This is a genomic window from Neorhizobium sp. S3-V5DH, from assembly GCF_004343065.1.
Taxonomy (GTDB): Bacteria; Pseudomonadota; Alphaproteobacteria; order Rhizobiales; family Rhizobiaceae; genus Neorhizobium; species Neorhizobium huautlense.
The window spans coordinates 93,635-110,432 of sequence record NZ_SMCL01000019.1; the positions used below are offsets into that span (position 1 = coordinate 93,635).

The 16,798-nt window shown below is 59.8% G+C and carries 16 protein-coding genes; 10 read left to right on the forward strand and 6 right to left on the reverse strand.

Annotated features, from left to right (window positions below; all coding sequences use genetic code 11):
* Nucleotides 1–2 precede the first annotated feature (2 nt).
* Nucleotides 3–2,924, reverse strand: coding sequence for an excinuclease ABC subunit UvrA (gene uvrA / locus EDE09_RS21715; protein ID WP_132412889.1), 2,922 nt, complete (start codon nucleotides 2,922–2,924; stop codon nucleotides 3–5).
* Between the two features lie 245 nt (nucleotides 2,925–3,169).
* On the opposite strand from uvrA, the gene EDE09_RS21720 reads away from it, so the two are divergent.
* Entirely contained in the window at nucleotides 3,170–3,712 is a 543-nt protein-coding gene (locus tag EDE09_RS21720) for a single-stranded DNA-binding protein (RefSeq protein ID WP_105373781.1), read from the forward strand.
* A 53-nt stretch (nucleotides 3,713–3,765) separates the two neighbouring features.
* On the opposite strand, the gene EDE09_RS21725 is transcribed toward EDE09_RS21720, so the two are convergent.
* Together EDE09_RS21725 and EDE09_RS21730 are read right to left on the reverse strand one after the other, a co-directional pair.
* A complete protein-coding gene (locus EDE09_RS21725) occupies nucleotides 3,766–4,938 on the reverse strand; it encodes an HPP family protein (RefSeq protein WP_132412891.1) in 1,173 nt (390 codons plus the stop codon).
* Nucleotides 4,939–5,020: 82 nt separating this feature from the next.
* Nucleotides 5,021–5,650 carry a MarC family protein gene (locus EDE09_RS21730; RefSeq protein ID WP_105373780.1) on the reverse strand — a complete coding sequence of 210 codons (630 nt, stop codon included), beginning with the start codon at nucleotides 5,648–5,650 and terminating at the stop codon, nucleotides 5,021–5,023.
* Between the two features lie 226 nt (nucleotides 5,651–5,876).
* Between EDE09_RS21730 and gyrA the strand changes: the two genes are divergently transcribed.
* Nucleotides 5,877–8,693: a DNA gyrase subunit A gene (gene gyrA, locus EDE09_RS21735; protein WP_132412893.1), complete on the forward strand. Its 2,817-nt coding sequence runs from the start codon at nucleotides 5,877–5,879 to the stop codon at nucleotides 8,691–8,693.
* Nucleotides 8,694–8,811: 118 nt separating this feature from the next.
* On the opposite strand, the gene EDE09_RS28320 is transcribed toward gyrA, so the two are convergent.
* Nucleotides 8,812–8,949, reverse strand: coding sequence for a hypothetical protein (locus EDE09_RS28320; protein WP_165924251.1), 138 nt, complete (start codon nucleotides 8,947–8,949; stop codon nucleotides 8,812–8,814).
* Between the two features lie 33 nt (nucleotides 8,950–8,982).
* Complete coding sequence (locus EDE09_RS28325; RefSeq protein WP_157949089.1) at nucleotides 8,983–9,138, reverse strand: hypothetical protein; 156 nt, start codon at nucleotides 9,136–9,138, stop codon at nucleotides 8,983–8,985.
* A gap of 432 nt (nucleotides 9,139–9,570) precedes the next feature.
* On the opposite strand from EDE09_RS28325, the gene coaD reads away from it, so the two are divergent.
* From coaD to tgt, 5 genes are all read left to right on the forward strand, one after another.
* Complete coding sequence (gene coaD / locus EDE09_RS21740) at nucleotides 9,571–10,065, forward strand: pantetheine-phosphate adenylyltransferase (protein WP_112798067.1); 495 nt, start codon at nucleotides 9,571–9,573, stop codon at nucleotides 10,063–10,065.
* A gap of 27 nt (nucleotides 10,066–10,092) precedes the next feature.
* The gene (locus EDE09_RS21745) at nucleotides 10,093–10,665 is read left to right on the forward strand and encodes a peptidylprolyl isomerase (RefSeq protein ID WP_105373776.1); all 573 of its coding nucleotides are present in this window, start codon (nucleotides 10,093–10,095) and stop codon (nucleotides 10,663–10,665) included.
* A 58-nt stretch (nucleotides 10,666–10,723) separates the two neighbouring features.
* Nucleotides 10,724–11,233, forward strand: a complete 510-nt coding sequence (locus EDE09_RS21750) for a peptidylprolyl isomerase (protein ID WP_105373775.1) — start codon at nucleotides 10,724–10,726, stop codon at nucleotides 11,231–11,233.
* A gap of 66 nt (nucleotides 11,234–11,299) precedes the next feature.
* Nucleotides 11,300–12,385, forward strand: coding sequence for a tRNA preQ1(34) S-adenosylmethionine ribosyltransferase-isomerase QueA (gene queA / locus EDE09_RS21755; protein WP_132412895.1), 1,086 nt, complete (start codon nucleotides 11,300–11,302; stop codon nucleotides 12,383–12,385).
* The gene (gene tgt / locus EDE09_RS21760; protein ID WP_132412897.1) at nucleotides 12,382–13,512 is read left to right on the forward strand and encodes a tRNA guanosine(34) transglycosylase Tgt; all 1,131 of its coding nucleotides are present in this window, start codon (nucleotides 12,382–12,384) and stop codon (nucleotides 13,510–13,512) included. The genes queA and tgt overlap by 4 nt, the downstream gene beginning before the upstream one ends.
* Before the next feature lie 24 nt (nucleotides 13,513–13,536).
* On the opposite strand, the gene EDE09_RS21765 is transcribed toward tgt, so the two are convergent.
* Nucleotides 13,537–13,962, reverse strand: a complete 426-nt coding sequence (locus EDE09_RS21765) for a DUF4864 domain-containing protein (RefSeq protein ID WP_132412899.1) — start codon at nucleotides 13,960–13,962, stop codon at nucleotides 13,537–13,539.
* Between the two features lie 269 nt (nucleotides 13,963–14,231).
* Here EDE09_RS21765 and EDE09_RS21770 point away from each other — a divergent pair, with 269 nt between their 5' ends.
* The 3 genes from EDE09_RS21770 to EDE09_RS21780 all read left to right on the forward strand — a co-directional run bounded on the left by EDE09_RS21770 (nucleotide 14,232) and on the right by EDE09_RS21780 (nucleotide 16,649).
* On the forward strand, nucleotides 14,232–15,386 hold the full coding sequence (locus EDE09_RS21770; protein WP_165924253.1) for an MFS transporter: 1,155 nt from the start codon (nucleotides 14,232–14,234) through the stop codon (nucleotides 15,384–15,386).
* A 123-nt stretch (nucleotides 15,387–15,509) separates the two neighbouring features.
* Entirely contained in the window at nucleotides 15,510–16,094 is a 585-nt protein-coding gene (locus tag EDE09_RS21775) for a J domain-containing protein (RefSeq protein WP_105373851.1), read from the forward strand.
* A 75-nt stretch (nucleotides 16,095–16,169) separates the two neighbouring features.
* Nucleotides 16,170–16,649, forward strand: a complete 480-nt coding sequence (locus tag EDE09_RS21780) for a GNAT family N-acetyltransferase (protein WP_132412903.1) — start codon at nucleotides 16,170–16,172, stop codon at nucleotides 16,647–16,649.
* Nucleotides 16,650–16,798 lie beyond the last annotated feature (149 nt).

Genomic DNA, 16,798 nt, shown 5'->3' on the forward strand with positions numbered 1-16,798 from the left:
TGCTATTCCGCCGCTTCCACCTTCTTCGCTGGCCGGCGATCCAGCAGTTCCTTGAGGAAGTGGCCGGTATAGGACCGCTTTTCCTTGACGATCTGCTCGGGCGTGCCGGACGCGACCACTTCACCGCCGCCCGTGCCGCCTTCGGGACCGATATCGATGATCCAGTCGGCCGTCTTGATGACCTCGAGATTGTGCTCGATCACCACCACGGAATTGCCCTGGTTCACCAGCTCATGCAACATTTCTAGGAGCTTGGCCACGTCGTGGAAATGCAGGCCCGTCGTCGGCTCGTCGAGGATGTAGAGCGTACGTCCGGTCGAGCGTTTCGACAGTTCCTTGGCTAGCTTGACACGCTGCGCCTCGCCACCCGAAAGCGTGTTGGCCTGCTGCCCCACCTTGATATAACCGAGGCCGACATCGAAGAGCGACTGCAGCTTGTCGCGCACCGCCGGCACCGCGGAGAAGAACTCCACCCCTTCCTCAACCGTCATGTCCAGCACGTCGGCGATCGATTTACCCTTGAAATGCACGTCAAGCGTCTCGCGATTGTAGCGCTTGCCGTGGCAGACGTCGCAGGTGACGTAGACATCCGGCAGGAAGTGCATCTCGATCTTGATGACGCCGTCGCCCTGGCAGGCTTCGCAGCGCCCTCCCTTGACGTTGAAGGAGAACCGTCCCGGCTGGTAGCCGCGTGCCTTGGCTTCCGGCAGACCCGCGAACCAGTCGCGGATCGGCGTGAAGGCTCCGGTATAGGTCGCCGGGTTGGAACGCGGCGTACGTCCGATCGGCGATTGGTCGATATCGATCACCTTGTCGATAAACTCGAAACCGTCGATCTTGTCGTGTTCGGCAGGTATTTCGCGCGCACCCATGACGCGGCGCGCGGCAGCCTTGTAGAGCGTCTCGATGAGGAATGTGGACTTGCCTCCGCCGGAAACGCCGGTAACGGCCGTGAAGACACCGAGCGGAATGGCCGCGGTGACATTCTTGAGATTGTTGCCGCGAGCACCGAAAACCTTGATCTCCTTGCCCTTCTTGGGCTTGCGGCGCTCCATGGGAACCGGCACGCCGAGTTCGCCCGACAGATATTTGCCGGTCAGCGACTTGGGATTGGCCATGATGTCCTTCGGCGCGCCCTGTGCCACCACCTGACCGCCGTGGATACCGGCGGCCGGGCCGATGTCGACCACATAGTCCGCCGTTAAAATAGCGTCCTCGTCATGCTCGACGACGATCACGGTATTGCCGATGTCACGCAGGTGCTTCAACGTATCGAGCAGCCGCGCATTGTCCCGCTGGTGCAGGCCGATCGACGGTTCGTCCAATACGTAAAGCACGCCCGTGAGGCCGGAACCGATCTGCGAGGCGAGCCGAATGCGCTGGCTCTCGCCGCCCGAAAGCGTGCCGGAATTGCGCGAGAGGCTGAGATAATCGAGGCCCACGTCATTGAGGAACCGCAGACGCTCGCGGATCTCCTTGAGGATGCGGACGGCGATCTCGTTCTGCTTGGCGTTCAGCTGTTCCGGCAGCACTTCGAACCAGTCGCGCGCAAGCCGGATCGACATATCCGTGACCTGTCCGATATGCAGCTTATTGATCTTCACCGCGAGAGCTTCCGGCTTCAGGCGAAAACCGTTGCAGGCCGGGCAGGGAGCGGCCGACATGTAGCGTTCGATCTCTTCGCGCGCCCAGGCGCTGTCGGTTTCCTTCCAGCGGCGTTCGAGGTTCGGCACGATGCCTTCGAAGTTCTTGATCGTCTTGTAGGAACGGGCGCCGTCGGCATAGTGGAACTCGATCTTTTCCTCAGTGCCCTCCAGGATGGCCTTCTGAGCCTCCTCGGAAAGCTCGTTCCAACGGCTGGACAGCTTGAAACCGAAGGCTTTTCCGAGCGCTTCGAGCGTCTGGTTGTAATAGGGTGAGGTTGATTTCGCCCATGGCGCAATCGCGCCGTCGCGCAGCGTGCGGGCGGGTTCCGGCACGATCAGCGCCTCATCCACCTTCTGCTGCGAACCGAGGCCGTCGCAGGTCGGGCAGGCGCCGAAGGGATTGTTGAACGAAAACAGCCGAGGCTCGATTTCCGGAATGGTAAAACCGGAAACGGGGCAGGCGAATTTTTCAGAAAACAGCACCCGCTCGTGCGTCTCGTTGAGCGACTTGTTGGCGGAGCCACCGGCTGCGGTATCCTCGGCGCGCAGCGGCTTGTCGGCGAATTCCGCGACCGCCAGCCCGTCGGCCAGTTTCAGCGAGGTCTCGAGACTGTCCGCCAGGCGTGCGGAAATGTCGGAGCGCACCACGAGGCGGTCCACAACAACGTCGATGTCGTGCTTATATTTCTTGTCGAGCGCGGGAACATCGGCGATCTCATAGAACTGGCCGTCAACCTTGACGCGCTGAAAGCCCTTTTTCATCAGATCGGCGAGTTCCTTCTTGTACTCGCCCTTGCGGCCGCGGATCATCGGCGCCAGAATGTAAAGGCGCGTGCCCTCCTCGAAGGCGAGGATGCGGTCGACCATCTGGCTGACGGTCTGGCTTTCGATCGGCAGGCCTGTTGCCGGCGAATAGGGCACGCCGACGCGCGCAAAAAGCAGGCGCATATAGTCGTAGATCTCGGTGACCGTGCCGACCGTCGAGCGCGGGTTGCGCGAGGTCGTTTTCTGCTCGATCGAAATTGCCGGCGAAAGGCCGTCTATCTGATCGACATCCGGCTTCTGCATCATTTCCAGAAACTGGCGCGCATAGGCCGATAGGCTCTCCACATAACGACGTTGGCCTTCCGCATAGATCGTGTCGAACGCAAGCGACGATTTGCCCGACCCCGAAAGGCCCGTCATGACGATCAGCGAATTGCGCGGCAGATCGAGGTCGATGCCCTTAAGATTATGCTCGCGCGCGCCACGTATGGAAATGGTTTTGAGTTCACTCATCATCATGCTCTTTGGGAGGATCGAGGTCCTTATGTAGTGATTGATCCGTGCCTGTCGAGACGAAACTGCTGCGATTGCGGACCGTTCCGAGTCGGTTGACAGCACTATAGGAATAAAATAGAACAAATAAAGAACAATTTGCCTGTGGATTAAAATTCATGAATGCCCAACCGGGCATGTCGATGGGCTAAAGTGATACGATTGGTTTCAAGGCCGCAAAGCAGGCGGCGGATGAGGTGAAAGTTATGGCTGGTAGCGTGAACAAGGTGATCCTGATTGGAAATGTAGGCGCCGATCCGGAAATTCGCCGCACGCAAGACGGTCGGCCGATCGCCAATCTTCGCATCGCGACTTCCGAGACCTGGCGCGACCGCAATTCCGGCGAGCGGCGGGAAAAGACCGAATGGCACACCGTCGTGGTCTTCAACGAAGGCCTCTGCAAGGTCGTCGAGCAGTATGTGAAGAAGGGCGCAAAGCTCTATATCGAAGGCGCGCTGCAGACCCGCAAATGGCAGGATCAGACCGGCAACGACCGGTATTCGACCGAAATCGTGCTGCAGGGGTTCAACTCGACGCTGACGATGCTGGACGGCCGGGGTGAGGGCGGTGGCGACCGCGGAGCCCGCGGCGGCAATGACTTCGGCGGTGACGACTTCGGCGGCGGCTATGGCGGTGGAAATGATCATGACCGCCGGTCCTCGGGCGGTTCCAGCGGCTCGAGCCGCGGCGGCAATCAGCCTGCCGGCGGCAATTTTTCCCGCGATCTCGACGACGATATTCCGTTCTGATCCAAGCGGCACTCGCCGGGCGGGTATGCCCGCGGGCAACCGTCCGACCGCCATTAGGCGGAGAGGCGTGTTTCCGTATTCTGGTTCGCGCTGTCTGCGAGCATCGCCACCAGCACGTCCGACTGCGATAGTATCCCCACCAGCTTGTTGGTTCCGCCGGTCACCGGCAGATAGTGCAGCCCTTCTTCTGCAAAGATGACGATCGCGTCGGCAATGGGCGTGTCGGGCGCAACGGTCCGGACCGGTGTGGTCATGATATCCTTGACGGTGTCGTTCGGGGCGCTTGCCCCGGACAGCATAAGCCGAATCCGCTGAGCAAAGCCAATTCTCGGGCGCCCCGTGGTCCAGGTCGCCTTATCCAGGAAATCCGTCTGAGTGACAATGCCCACGACCTCGGCACGGTCGTTGGTGACCGGCAACGCCCGGAAATGGTGGCTGCGCATCACGTCCTGCGCTTCTTTCAGCGAATTGTCGGGCGCGACCGCCACTACATCGCGAGACATGATGCTGGCGCAGTCGAGATGCGTTGCGCGTCTCCGGTAGGATCGCAGTTCGGTTCTTCTGAGGATAGTCTCCAGGTCTTCGCGGTCGATATCCAGAAACTCATCGTATTCCTTCAGGACATCGTCGAGGTCGGCTGAAGTAAAGCCGATCCGCTGCATCGGAGCGGGATCGGCGGTACCGTGATCGGTTGCCGGCGGCTTTATGGAATGAGGGTAGGGGCGCCCCGTCAGGTTGTTGAAGACCAGGGCAAGAAGCAGCAGGGCGAGCGAGTTGCCGGCGACCGGCCAGAATACGAAACCGTATCCCAGATCATGAATGGCAGGCCCGCCCAGAACGGCGGTCAGCGCGATGGCTCCGCTTGGCGGGTGCAGGCATCGCAGTGCCATCATCGCAGCGATTGCGACGCCAATGGCGATCGCGGACGCCAGGAACGGGTCCTCTATCGCGAGCGCCGTGGTGACTCCTACAAATGCGGCAACGATATTGCCGCAGAGAATCGACCAGGGTTGGGCGAGGGGACTGGACGGGACCGCGAACAAAAGGACGGCGGAGGCTCCCATCGGCGCGATCAGCGCCGGAAGAGAGGCGTCGGCTCGCAGCGCCAGACTGCCGAGCAAACCTGTTGCGAGGATCCCGGCCAGGGCTCCCGAGGCTGCGCGCAACCGTTCTTTCACACTGATGGAGGTGGCTTCGGGAAAAAGCCGCCGCAACACACGCCGCATGGCAAAACCTTCTTTGATTCTCTTTGCCGCGGCTTTTAGCAGAAAAACCTGCAATGTCGCGCCATATGACGTTTTCGAAATATTACAGATTGAAGGCCGAGCGAACGCCGTCGAGCACGAACTGCACCGAGAGAGCGGCCAGGATGACGCCGAGCAGGCGCGTGAGAATTGCTCGGCCGGTCACGCCGAGGAAACGGTCGAGCCGTTCCGCGACCAGAAGCGTCACGTAGACGAGCCCCATAATGAGTGCGATGACGCCGATCAGCAGGGTCCGGTCGAGTGGGCCCGGGAAGGCGCCGGCGAGCAGTACGGTGGCGGAGATCGCACCAGGCCCGGCTATCAACGGAAGAGCCAGCGGAAAGACAGCGATATTGTGAAGGTGGTCGATCGTGATTGCGGCCTGGGACGTCTTCTCCTTCCGTTCCTGGCGCTTTTCGAAGACCATTTCGAAGGATATCCAGAAAAGCAGCAAACCGCCCGCAATGCGGAAGGCGCCGATCGATATTCCGAGCAGACCCAGGACGTTCGATCCGAACAGCGCAAAGAGCGCCAGGATGCCGAACGCGATCAGGGAGCCGCGAAAGGCGACGTGGCGGCGCTGGATTCCCGTCATGCCGACCGTCAGGCCGAGAAAGACCGGCGCCAGCCCCGGTGGATCGAGCGTTACGAGCATCGTGGTCAACGCATTGACCAGCATATCGGGGCTTGCCATATCTTCTCCTGGACCTCTGCGATCCTTGCAGTTGGACTTGAAGATTGTTAGGACAGGCGCACGGTTTAGGAAAGCCCGCCTCACGGCTTTCCGCCGTCGTCGCGTCCCAGGAGAAATGCCTGGAAAAGACCGCAAAAGCTGTTCAAAACGACGGTGGAAATTGGCGCTCGGAACCGCTTTCCGCTATAAAAAAGAAACTGATTCCGAACAGAGATCGTGATCCGATTTGACTGAGCAAAGCACACCCGGCGGCGGAAAGCTGCCTCCAGGCATTGAACCCATTTCCATTATGGAAGAGATGCAGCGGTCCTACCTCGATTACGCCATGAGCGTGATCGTCAGCCGCGCACTTCCAGACGTGCGCGACGGACTGAAACCGGTCCACCGGCGCATCCTTTACGGCATGTCGGAACTCGGCATCGACTGGAACAAGAAATACGTCAAATGCGCCCGCGTGACCGGGGACGTGATGGGTAAATTCCATCCGCACGGCAACTCGGCGATCTATGACGCGCTGGCGCGCATGGCGCAGGATTGGTCTCTCCGCCTGCCGCTGATCGATGGTCAGGGCAATTTCGGCTCGATCGACGGCGACCCGCCGGCGGCCGAACGTTACACCGAATGCCGCCTCGAGAAAGCCGCCCACGCCCTGCTCGACGATCTCGACAAGGAAACCGTCGATTTCCGCGACAACTACGATGGCACGCTCTCCGAGCCTGTCGTGGTTCCGGCGAAATTCCCGAATCTTTTGGTCAACGGTGCAGGCGGCATCGCCGTCGGCATGGCGACCAACATACCGCCGCACAATCTTTCCGAGGTTATCGACGGCTGTATCGCGCTGATCGACAATCCGGCGATCGAACTACCCGAGCTGATGCAGATCATCCCGGGTCCCGATTTCCCGACCGGCGCGATGATCCTTGGACGCTCCGGAATCCGGTCGGCCTATGAAACCGGACGCGGATCCGTGATCATGCGCGGCCGTGCCACGATCGAGCCGATGCGCGGCGACCGCGAGCAGATCATCATCACCGAAGTTCCCTTTCAGGTGAACAAGGCGGCGATGGTCGAAAAAATCGGCGAACTGGTGCGCGAAAAGCGTATCGAAGGCATTTCCGATCTGCGTGACGAGTCCGACCGCCAGGGCTATCGCGTCGTGGTGGAGCTGAAGCGCGACGCCAATGCGGAAGTGATACTCAATCAGCTTTATCGCTATACGCCGCTGCAAACCTCGTTCGGCTGTAACATGGTGGCTCTCAACGGCGGCAAGCCGGAACAGCTCACCCTGATCGACATGCTGAGGGCTTTCGTGTCCTTCCGCGAGGAGGTCGTCAGCCGCCGCACGAAGTATTTGCTGCGCAAGGCGCGTGAACGTGCGCATGTCTTGGTCGGTCTGGCCATTGCCGTCGCCAATATAGACGAGATCATTCTTCTGATCCGCCGCGCGCCCGATCCGCAGACTGCGCGTGAGCAGTTGATGACACGCCGCTGGCCTGCTCAGGATGTCGAGGCGCTGATACGCCTCATCGACGATCCGCGCCACCGGATCAATGACGATGGCACCTATAATCTGTCCGAGGAACAGGCCCGCGCCATCCTCGAGCTTCGTCTGGCCCGCCTGACGGCGCTCGGCCGCGACGAAATCGGCGACGAACTTAACAAGATCGGGGCCGAGATCAGCGATTATCTGGACATTCTGTCGTCGAGACTGCGCATCCAGCAGATCGTCAAGGACGAAATGGCCGAGGTGCGCGACGAATTCGGCACGCCGCGCCGCACTGAAATCATGGAAGGCGGTCCGGACATGGACGATGAGGATCTCATCGCCCGTGAAGACATGGTCGTGACCGTTTCCCATCTTGGTTACATCAAGCGCGTGGCGCTAGGCACTTATCGTGCTCAGCGCCGCGGCGGCAAAGGCCGGTCCGGCATGGCGACGCGCGACGAGGATTTCGTCACGCGCCTGTTCGTCGCGAACACCCATACACCGGTTCTGTTCTTCTCCTCGCGCGGCATCGTGTACAAGGAAAAGGTCTGGCGTCTGCCGATCGGTACACCGCAATCGCGCGGCAAGGCGCTGATCAACATGCTGCCGCTGGAACCCGGCGAACGCATCACGACGATCATGCCGCTGCCTGAGGATGAATCCACCTGGGATAACCTGGATGTGATGTTCTCGACGACTCGCGGCACCGTTCGCCGCAACAAGCTGTCGGATTTTGTTCAGGTGAACCGCAACGGCAAGATCGCCATGAAGCTCGAGGAAGAGGGCGACGAAATCCTCTCGGTCGAGACCTGTACCGATCAGGACGACGTGCTGCTGACCACCGCTCTCGGCCAGTGCATTCGCTTCCCCGTCGGCGATGTGCGCGTCTTTGCCGGCCGCAACTCGATCGGCGTACGCGGCATCACGCTCGGCGATAACGACCGCATCATCTCCATGACCATTGTCGGCCATGTGGACGCAGAGCCCTGGGAGCGTGCCGCCTATCTCAAGCGCTCTGCAGCCGAACGTCGCGCCGCTGGTGTGGATGAAGAGGATATCGCTCTCGTGGGCGAGGAAGTCACTGAGGAAGGGCAGCTTTCCGACGAGCGTTATGAGGAGCTCAAGGCGCGCGAGCAGTTCGTGCTCACGGTCTCGGAGAGGGGTTTTGGCAAGCGGTCGTCTTCCTACGACTTCCGCACCTCGGGCCGCGGCGGCAAGGGCATCCGCGCCACCGATACCTCCAAGACGGCGGAGATCGGCGAGCTCGTGGCTGCCTTCCCGATCGAGGACGCCGATCAGATCATGCTCGTATCCGATGGTGGTGTGCTGATCCGCGTGCCGGTCAACGGCATCCGTATCGCCAGCCGTGCGACCAAGGGCGTGACAATCTTCTCGACCGCCAAGGATGAAAAGGTCGTCTCGGTCGAGCGCATCAGCGAGCCGGAAAGCGACGACGAAAATGGCAACGGCCTGCCGGAAGAGATAACCGCCGAAACCGGCGATCTCGGCTCCGCTGCGGATGAAAATCCGGCAAATGACGAGGGTGCGGCCGAATAGGCCGGCCCGTCCCGGAAAGTGAATAAAGTAAAAGCCGGAGGATCAAGGATCCTCCGGCTTTTCTTTGAACCGACTGCGACGGGAGTCTGCTAAAGCTCAGTTCGCTACTGTCAAATCGTCAGAACGCGCTGTGCCGTTTTGCGAAGTCCCGAAAATCCTTCATATCGTCGCGCTCGCGGCGAAGCTCGGAAATCGTGGAGGCCACGGATGCCACGAACATGATGCTGATCAAGCCTGCAAGTACAGTCAACGTCACGAACATGGTCATCCTTTCTCGCGAGCGTATCGCTCAGTAATAGGAGAGGTCGTTGTAACGACCGGTCACCTGCGGATAGTTCAGATCTGCCAAATCGGATTTATCTTGATAAAGGGTGACTGTTGCCGTCAGCATTACAGCGATCATTGCCGTCCACACCAGGTTGATCATGGTGATCTTGTCAGGCATGACCGTTTTCCTTTTCGCGATCATCTCCGTCTGTCCTTCTCGTTTGCCTGAACGCGCCTGGCGCAAACAGGTTCCACGGCATTTTGAGAGAAACTTACCTAGGCCGCTCTGAAGCATCCTTGAACGCTCTGTTCATCTGGCGTTCAGAATTGGGTTCGTCAGGCCCAGCTCGTCTCGTAAGCAACGACTATGGCTTCCGCAGCCAAGGCAAGAACAACCGCGGTCAATACCATGACTGCCAGCATTCCCTTCGTTTCTCCCTCGGTATGGACGGATTGTCTCCGTCACGATGCCTATAGACCATACTCGCTGTGAAACGCGCTTGAACGGGCCATTCATCTCCTGTTCAGAAAGGGGGAGGCGCTTGCGGATGCCCCGCTTCCATGACAAAAGGCGCAGGAAATTCTGTTGAAACAGGCCAAGACGTAAAGCATGACGACCGCTTTTTATCCCGGCTCCTTCGATCCGATGACGAACGGCCATCTGGACGTGCTTGTGCAGGCGTTGAACGTTGCCGATAAACTCATTGTCGCGATCGGCATTCATCCGGGCAAGGCGCCGATGTTCTCCTTCGAGGAAAGAGCGGACCTGATCCGGGCCTCACTCGAGGAGGTGTTGCCGGGGCGTGCCGACAGCCTGTCCATCGTCTCCTTCGACCGGCTGGTCGTTGATGCTGCCCGCACCAACGGTGCGGGGCTCCTGATCCGCGGCCTTCGTGATGGCACTGATCTCGATTATGAAATGCAGATGGCCGGCATGAACCGCCAGATGGCGCCGGATATCCAGACCGTCTTTCTGCCGGCTGGCGTCGCCACTCGCCCCATTACCGGCACATTGGTCCGGCAGATCGCCTCCATGGGCGGCGATGTGAGTGCCTTCGTTCCCGCGGCGGTCCTTAACGCGCTGAACAACAAGCTGAAACGCTGATCGTTTCCGAAATCCGGAGTATTTGTCATGAAACTGTTTCGTCTCGCTATCGCCGGCGCTTTCGCCTTTGCTTCGATGATCCTGCCGGCTTCGGCAGCACCTGACGACTTTCTGACCGTCCAACTCAAGGACGGGCCGGTTGTGATCCAGCTGATGCCGGAAACGGCGCCCAAACATGTGGCCCAGGTCAAGGCGCTTGCTGCCAAGGGAGCATACGACAATGTCGTGTTCCACCGGGTGATCGACGGATTCATGGCGCAGACCGGCGACGTCGAGTTCGGCAAGCAGGATGGCAAGAACTTCAATCCGGCGCGCGCCGGCACCGGCGGCTCCGACCTTCCGGACCTTCCGGCCGAATTCTCGAAGGTGCCGTTCCAGCGTGGAACCGTCGGCATGGCGCGTTCACAGGATCCCAATTCCGCCAATTCGCAGTTCTTTATCATGTTCGATGAGGGTTCGTTCCTGAACGGACAGTACACGGTGGTCGGCAAGGTCGTGTCCGGCATGGAATTCGTCGACAAGATCAAGCGTGGCCAGGGCCGCAACGGCGAGGTGACGAACCCCGACAAGATGATCAAGGTCACCGTCGGCAAGAAGTAAGCAAAAGGTCGCCCAGTCGCGGACGAACGTCCCGGGCGCCGTATAAAGGAGAAGGCACATGGCCGAGATCAAGGATCCGGAAAACACTCTCATCATGGAAACGACCAAGGGCAAGGTCGTCATCTCGCTCCTGCCGGATCTGGCTCCCGGCCATGTCGCGCGCATCAAGGAGCTTGCTCGCGAAAATGCCTATGACGGCGTGGTATTCCACCGCGTCATCCCGGATTTCATGGCCCAGACCGGCGACGTGAAGTTCGGCAAGCAGGGGGGCGAGAGCTTCAACCCGGCACGTGCCGGCATGGGCGGCTCCGAAAAGCCGGATCTGAAGGCTGAGTTTTCCGCCGTGCCTCATGTCCGCGGCACCTGCTCCATGGCTCGCTCGCAAAACCCGAACTCGGCAAACTCGCAGTTCTTCATCTGCTTTACGGATGCTCCGTGGCTCAACAAGCAGTACACGGTCTGGGGGCAGGTTATCGAAGGCATGGACTTCGTCGACCAGATCAAGAAGGGCGAGCCCGTCAAGGATCCGGATTCGATCGTTTCGCTGCGGGTCGCTGCAGACGTCTGATATCAATCGAACGAAGGCCCGCTCTGCCTTTTCGGCGGGGCGGGTTTCGCTTTTCTGGATTTTTCAATGCGCGTTGATCTGTTCGATTTCGATCTGCCGGAGGAGAATATTGCGCTGCGGCCTGCCAGCCCTCGCGACAGTGCACGGCTGCTCGTCGTCCGGCCCGATGGCGAGCCGCTGCTTGCCGATCACTGCGTGTCCGACTTGGCGCGCTTCCTCAGGGCCGGCGACGCGCTGGTTTTCAACGACACGAAAGTGATCCCGGCGCAGCTCGAAGGCCAGCGGATCAGGGAGGGTGGCAACGAACTTCCGGTGTCTGCGACCCTTCACATGCGTGCCGGCCCCGAACGCTGGAAGGCATTTGCCAGACCTGGCAAGCGTATCAAGGTCGGCGACCGCATCGCCTTCGGCCATACCGGCAATGCCTGTCTGCTCGGGACTTTGAACGCAACGGTCGAGGCAAAGGGCGAGGGGGGTGAAATCACCTTGCTGTTTGATCTCACCGGACCTGCGCTCGACGAGGCGATCATGGCCGTAGGGCACATCCCGCTGCCGCCCTATATCGCTGACAAGCGGCCCGAGGACGATCGCGACCGGAAGGACTACCAGACCATCTATGCCAGGGAGAGAGGCGCCGTAGCAGCTCCTACCGCTGGCCTGCATTTCACGCCGGAGCTGTTTGCGGTGCTGGACGCTGCAGGTATCGAGCGACATTTCGTGACGCTCCATGTCGGCGCCGGTACATTTTTGCCGGTCAAAGCCGATGATACGGCTGATCACAAGATGCATGAGGAAATCGGTCACGTAAGCGCCGAGACGGCGGCGCGGCTGAATGCCGTAAAGGCGAGGGGCGGTCGGATCGTCTGCGTCGGCACGACCTCGTTGCGTCTCATCGAAAGCGCCGCGAGTGAAGATGGCCAAATTCACGCCTGGAGCGGAGCGACGGATATTTTCATCACGCCCGGTTATCGCTTCAAGGCCGTAGATATTCTGATGACCAATTTCCACCTGCCAAAGTCGACGCTTTTCATGCTGGTGTCGGCTTTTTCGGGGCTCGAGACCATGCGCTCGGCCTATACCCACGCAATCCAATCCGGCTACCGCTTTTATTCCTACGGCGACGCAAGCCTTCTTTTCCGGGCCTCAAAATGACCGAGACGTTTCAGTTCAATCTCAAGGCTACCGATGGCGGCGCGCGTCTCGGCGAGATCACCAATCCTCGCGGCGCGATACGGACACCGGCCTTCATGCCGGTTGGGACTGTCGGCACTGTGAAGGCGATGTACCTGGACCAGGTACGCGATACCGGCGCCGATATCATACTCGGCAATACCTATCACCTGATGCTGCGTCCGGGCGCGGAACGGGTCGCACGTCTGGGTGGCCTCCACAACCTTATCCGCTGGTCCCATCCGATCCTGACCGATAGCGGCGGGTTTCAGGTCATGTCCCTTTCGGGCCTGCGCAAGCTCGATGAGAAGGGCGTCACCTTCAAGAGTCATGTGGACGGCAGCCTGCATCATATGTCCCCGGAGCGTTCTATCGAGATCCAGGGTCTGCTGGGCTCCGACATCCAGATGCAGCTCGACGAATGCGTGGCCCTGCCGGCGGAGCCCAAGGAGATCGAAAGGGCTATGGAATTGTCCCTGCGCTGGGCGGAGCGTTGCCGCGTCGCTTTTGGGGACCAGCCAGGCAAGGCAATGTTCGGCATTGTGCAGGGCGGCGATCAGCCGGACCTTCGCATCCGCTCTGCAGAGGGATTGAAGCAGCTGGATCTCAAGGGTTATGCGGTCGGCGGCCTTGCTGTCGGAGAGCCACAGGATGTCATGCTGAAGATGCTGGAAACCACGTTGCCAGTGCTGCCAGCGGAAAAACCGCGTTACCTGATGGGCGTAGGTACTCCCGATGATATCCTGAAATCCGTGGCCCGCGGCATCGACATGTTCGACTGTGTCATGCCGACCCGCTCCGGCCGTCATGGGCTGGCATTCACGCGGCGGGGCAAGGTCAATATCCGCAATGCCCGTCATGCGGAAGACCTGCGCCCGCTGGACGAGGAGTCGGACTGCCCGGCTGCACGCGACTATTCCCGCGCCTATCTGCACCACCTGGTCCGTTCCGACGAAGCCCTCGGCGGCATGCTGCTCTCCTGGAACAACCTGCATTATTACCAGGATCTGATGAAGGGCATTCGCCAGTCGATTGCAGAAGGCCGTTTTGGCGATTTTTATGCGGAGACCCAGGAAACCTGGGCAAAGGGCGATATCGACCCGGTGTGAGGCTGCGGGCAAGGAACGGAAGGATCAGATGCCCTGGCTTGCGGTATTGCGGATCATCCGCACGCCATTGACCTTGTAGCTTCCGTCATCCATCAACCGCATCTCGTAGATGGCGGTCCAGTCCTTGCCTTCCTTGGCGCTGATCATCACCTCCTGCAGCACGACCTCGCCGCCGCCGATCATTTTCGAGCGGCCGAAAGCATAGTTGCCCGCGTGATAGACGGGCTCGTAAGTCTCGCGCACCATATTCAGGAACTGATCTTGGCTCGGATAAAGGCTGCGGATGCCGGGTGAGGCGAAAGAATAGGCTTTCTCCGCGTCATTTTTCTTCAATGCATCGATCTGGTTGGAAATAACGGCCTGAGCTTCCGCAACTGGGTCTTCCGCTCTGGGAGAGGTGGAGGAAAAGAAAACGAAACTCAGAACGACGGCAAGAAATCGAACGGACATCGGCTCTCTCCAGGTGCGGGTATAAGAAGCGTAGCGCCTTTCCGTGGAAGGGGAAGATGGCGCCTGCAAATTTTTCAAGCAGAGCCTTGGAAACAGCAGCCGAACCCAAAACGATGGCCGCTGCGGGCGAGGGAGTCTTAATCAGCCTCTCGCCGATTTTCCTCTTCTCTTGCCGATGCAAGGCTGCCTTCCGTTATCAGTTCTTGTCGGCTTCCTCCGCCGCTGGCAGGAATGGTTCGGGATCTGTGATTCGCCCGGACAGCAATTTCATGAAGTTTCTTTTGCCTCCCGCGCTGCTTTATTTCAGCAACGCCATATTGTTCATTTCGCTCTTTACGCGGCTGCCGGCCATCCAGGCTTCGATGGGCATCGACAAGGCTATTCTCGGATTTGCCTTGTTGAGTGCGCCCGTCGGGACGTTTCTGGCGCTGCCGATCGCCGGTCGCGTCACGGATAGATTCACCCCGAGGCTGACGGCGCTCGCCACTTTGCCGCTTTGCGCCTTGCTGACGCCCGCGCTGACCATTCTGCCGGTCGGCGGTTTCGTTCTGTGCTTCTTTCTCTTCGGGTTCTTTCGCACGATTTTCGATGTTGCGGCCAACATGATTTCGGCGGGTATAGAGCAGCGCAGCGGGACGAAGGTGCTGGCGCGCTCCCACGGCTTCTGGTCGGTTGGGCTTCTGGTCGGCTCCCTGTGCTCAGGCTTTCTGGCCGAGAAGGCGATAACGCCCTTTGTCCAGCAGACGCTGGCGGCTGGGTTCGTGATCGTAGCCTGTCTGCTGGTATTCGCTGTTACGCCAAGAGACGTCTCTCCCGAAACCCAACCGGACCGAAAACGATCGGCTTACGTCCTGCCGGACCGTACAATCCTGCTGATCTGCGTGATGGTGTTCGGTCTCTGCATCGTCGAAGGCGCGATTTACGATTGGGGGATATTCTTCCTCCGGGAGGAGCTTGGCGCCGATCCGGCAGTCGCGGGCGTGCTCTACGCCGCCTTCACGATCGGCATGGGCTTGACCCGGCTCTCGGGGGATATGCTGAGGGACCGTTTCGGCCCCATCATCCTGGTGCGGGCGTCGGCTGTTTTGGTTGCCATGGGCATCGCGCTTCTGGTGACCGCGCTCGGCCCTATATCCGCAGGAATAGCGCTTTTTCTGATCGGTTGCGGTGTGGCACTCGCCTTTCCTTTGGCCGTCTCGGCGACTATCACGCTCGGCAAGGGGAAGCCCTCGGAAAATCTCGCGGCGCTATCGCTGACATTGATGCTCTCGACCATCGGTGTCCCGCCGCTTCTGGGATTCATTGCCGAGCACGTCAGCCTCGTCGCGACATTCCTGGTCCTGTTGCCCTGCGTTGTCGTAAGCTTCCTAATGGCACCCGTTTCTGACGGCCGGCGTCCATCGCGGCTTTGGCGGTTCAAATAGAGTGTGGGAAAAGCGGGCAGGGCGCGGGTGCCCCTAAATTGGCCACAAGAATGGATAATGGGTTGAGCCCGTGGGCCTTAGCCGTTACGACGATGAAATTGATTGCCGAAAGCAGGTGACACTGTGATCGACCCTTATGAGATGCTTGGTGTTTCCCGCGAGGCGGATGGCGCTGCCATCAAATCGGCCTATCGCAGACGTGCGAAAAGCGTCCACCCCGATACCGGCGGCGACGTCGACGCCTTCAGTAAGCTCACCATGTCCTATGAATTGCTGTCGGACCCGGTCCGGCGCAAAGTCTATGACGATACCGGCTACGATCCTGAACTTGCAGATACCAAAGACCTGCAGGGGCTTGTGATCCTGGAGACGCTGGTCAATGAGATCATCCTGGACGAACGCGAACCGGGCAGTTTCGATCCGGTCGCGGCCATGCGCCGAAAGCTGACCGACAAGATCGTCAATGCGCGCTTCCATATTCTCGAAATGGAGCGGCACAGGGCGAGAATCCGCAACCACATCGACCGTATCGGCAGAAAACCGGATGCGGACGTCCTCGGGCGCATGCTGAAATCGCGCTGCGAAGCCATCGACGATGCGATTAGCAAGGCGGAGACGGAAATCGGGAATATCGAGCAGGCTTATGGCATGCTCGACGGATATTCCTACGAACTCGAAGCGCCGGAGATCAAGAGTGCCGCCGAGTAATGTTCGCCGGGCGGACCTGACATCGTGCCTTGCTTCCAAAAACAGTTTTAGCTGGTTATTTCCAAAGGATTTTCCATGACGCTGACCTTGCGTGAGGCAGTCCGTGAAGATGCGGCGACGCTTCTCGGTTTCATTCGCGAACTGGCGATCTACGAGAAGGCCGAACACGAAGTTGCCGCGACCGTCGAAACAATCCAGGAATCGATCTTCGGACCAAAATCGGTGACGCGCGCTTTGATATGTGAACACCATGGCAAACCGGTCGGCATGGCCATTTGGTTCTACAGCTATTCCACCTGGCAGGCCAGGAACGGACTCTACCTCGAGGACCTTTATGTCACGCCCAAGGCCCGTGGCTTGGGTGCCGGCAAGGCCATGCTGAAGCGGCTGGCGCAGATCGCACTGGAGAACGGCTGCGGCCGCTTCGAATGGAGCGTGCTCGATTGGAACGAGCCGGCGATCCGTGTCTACGAAGCGATCGGCGCCGATCCGATGAACGAGTGGATTCGCTATCGGCTGACCGGCGACAGGCTGAGGTCTTTCGCAAACAGCTGAGAGCGTTGTAACCCGAGGAGGGCAAGCCATTCGCCGCGCACTCGCTGCATGATACAATGTCAAAGCTGAATAGGGCTGCGACGCTGTTATCCAGTTAGAAGCGCGACACTGGCTCTGATGATCAGCCCCCGATCCGGCCGGCTGGGCCG

Coding starts and splice junctions, on each gene's coding strand:
- uvrA (WP_132412889.1), bottom strand. CDS start 2,924: ATGAGTGAACTCAAAACCATTTCCATACGTGGCGCGCGCGAGCATAAT.
- EDE09_RS21720 (WP_105373781.1), top strand. CDS start 3,170: ATGGCTGGTAGCGTGAACAAGGTGATCCTGATTGGAAATGTAGGCGCC.
- EDE09_RS21725 (WP_132412891.1), bottom strand. CDS start 4,938: ATGCGGCGTGTGTTGCGGCGGCTTTTTCCCGAAGCCACCTCCATCAGT.
- EDE09_RS21730 (WP_105373780.1), bottom strand. CDS start 5,650: ATGGCAAGCCCCGATATGCTGGTCAATGCGTTGACCACGATGCTCGTA.
- EDE09_RS28325 (WP_157949089.1), bottom strand. CDS start 9,138: ATGCCTGACAAGATCACCATGATCAACCTGGTGTGGACGGCAATGATC.
- coaD (WP_112798067.1), top strand. CDS start 9,571: ATGACGACCGCTTTTTATCCCGGCTCCTTCGATCCGATGACGAACGGC.
- EDE09_RS21745 (WP_105373776.1), top strand. CDS start 10,093: ATGAAACTGTTTCGTCTCGCTATCGCCGGCGCTTTCGCCTTTGCTTCG.
- EDE09_RS21750 (WP_105373775.1), top strand. CDS start 10,724: ATGGCCGAGATCAAGGATCCGGAAAACACTCTCATCATGGAAACGACC.
- queA (WP_132412895.1), top strand. CDS start 11,300: ATGCGCGTTGATCTGTTCGATTTCGATCTGCCGGAGGAGAATATTGCG.
- tgt (WP_132412897.1), top strand. CDS start 12,382: ATGACCGAGACGTTTCAGTTCAATCTCAAGGCTACCGATGGCGGCGCG.
- EDE09_RS21765 (WP_132412899.1), bottom strand. CDS start 13,962: ATGTCCGTTCGATTTCTTGCCGTCGTTCTGAGTTTCGTTTTCTTTTCC.
- EDE09_RS21770 (WP_165924253.1), top strand. CDS start 14,232: ATGAAGTTTCTTTTGCCTCCCGCGCTGCTTTATTTCAGCAACGCCATA.
- EDE09_RS21780 (WP_132412903.1), top strand. CDS start 16,170: ATGACGCTGACCTTGCGTGAGGCAGTCCGTGAAGATGCGGCGACGCTT.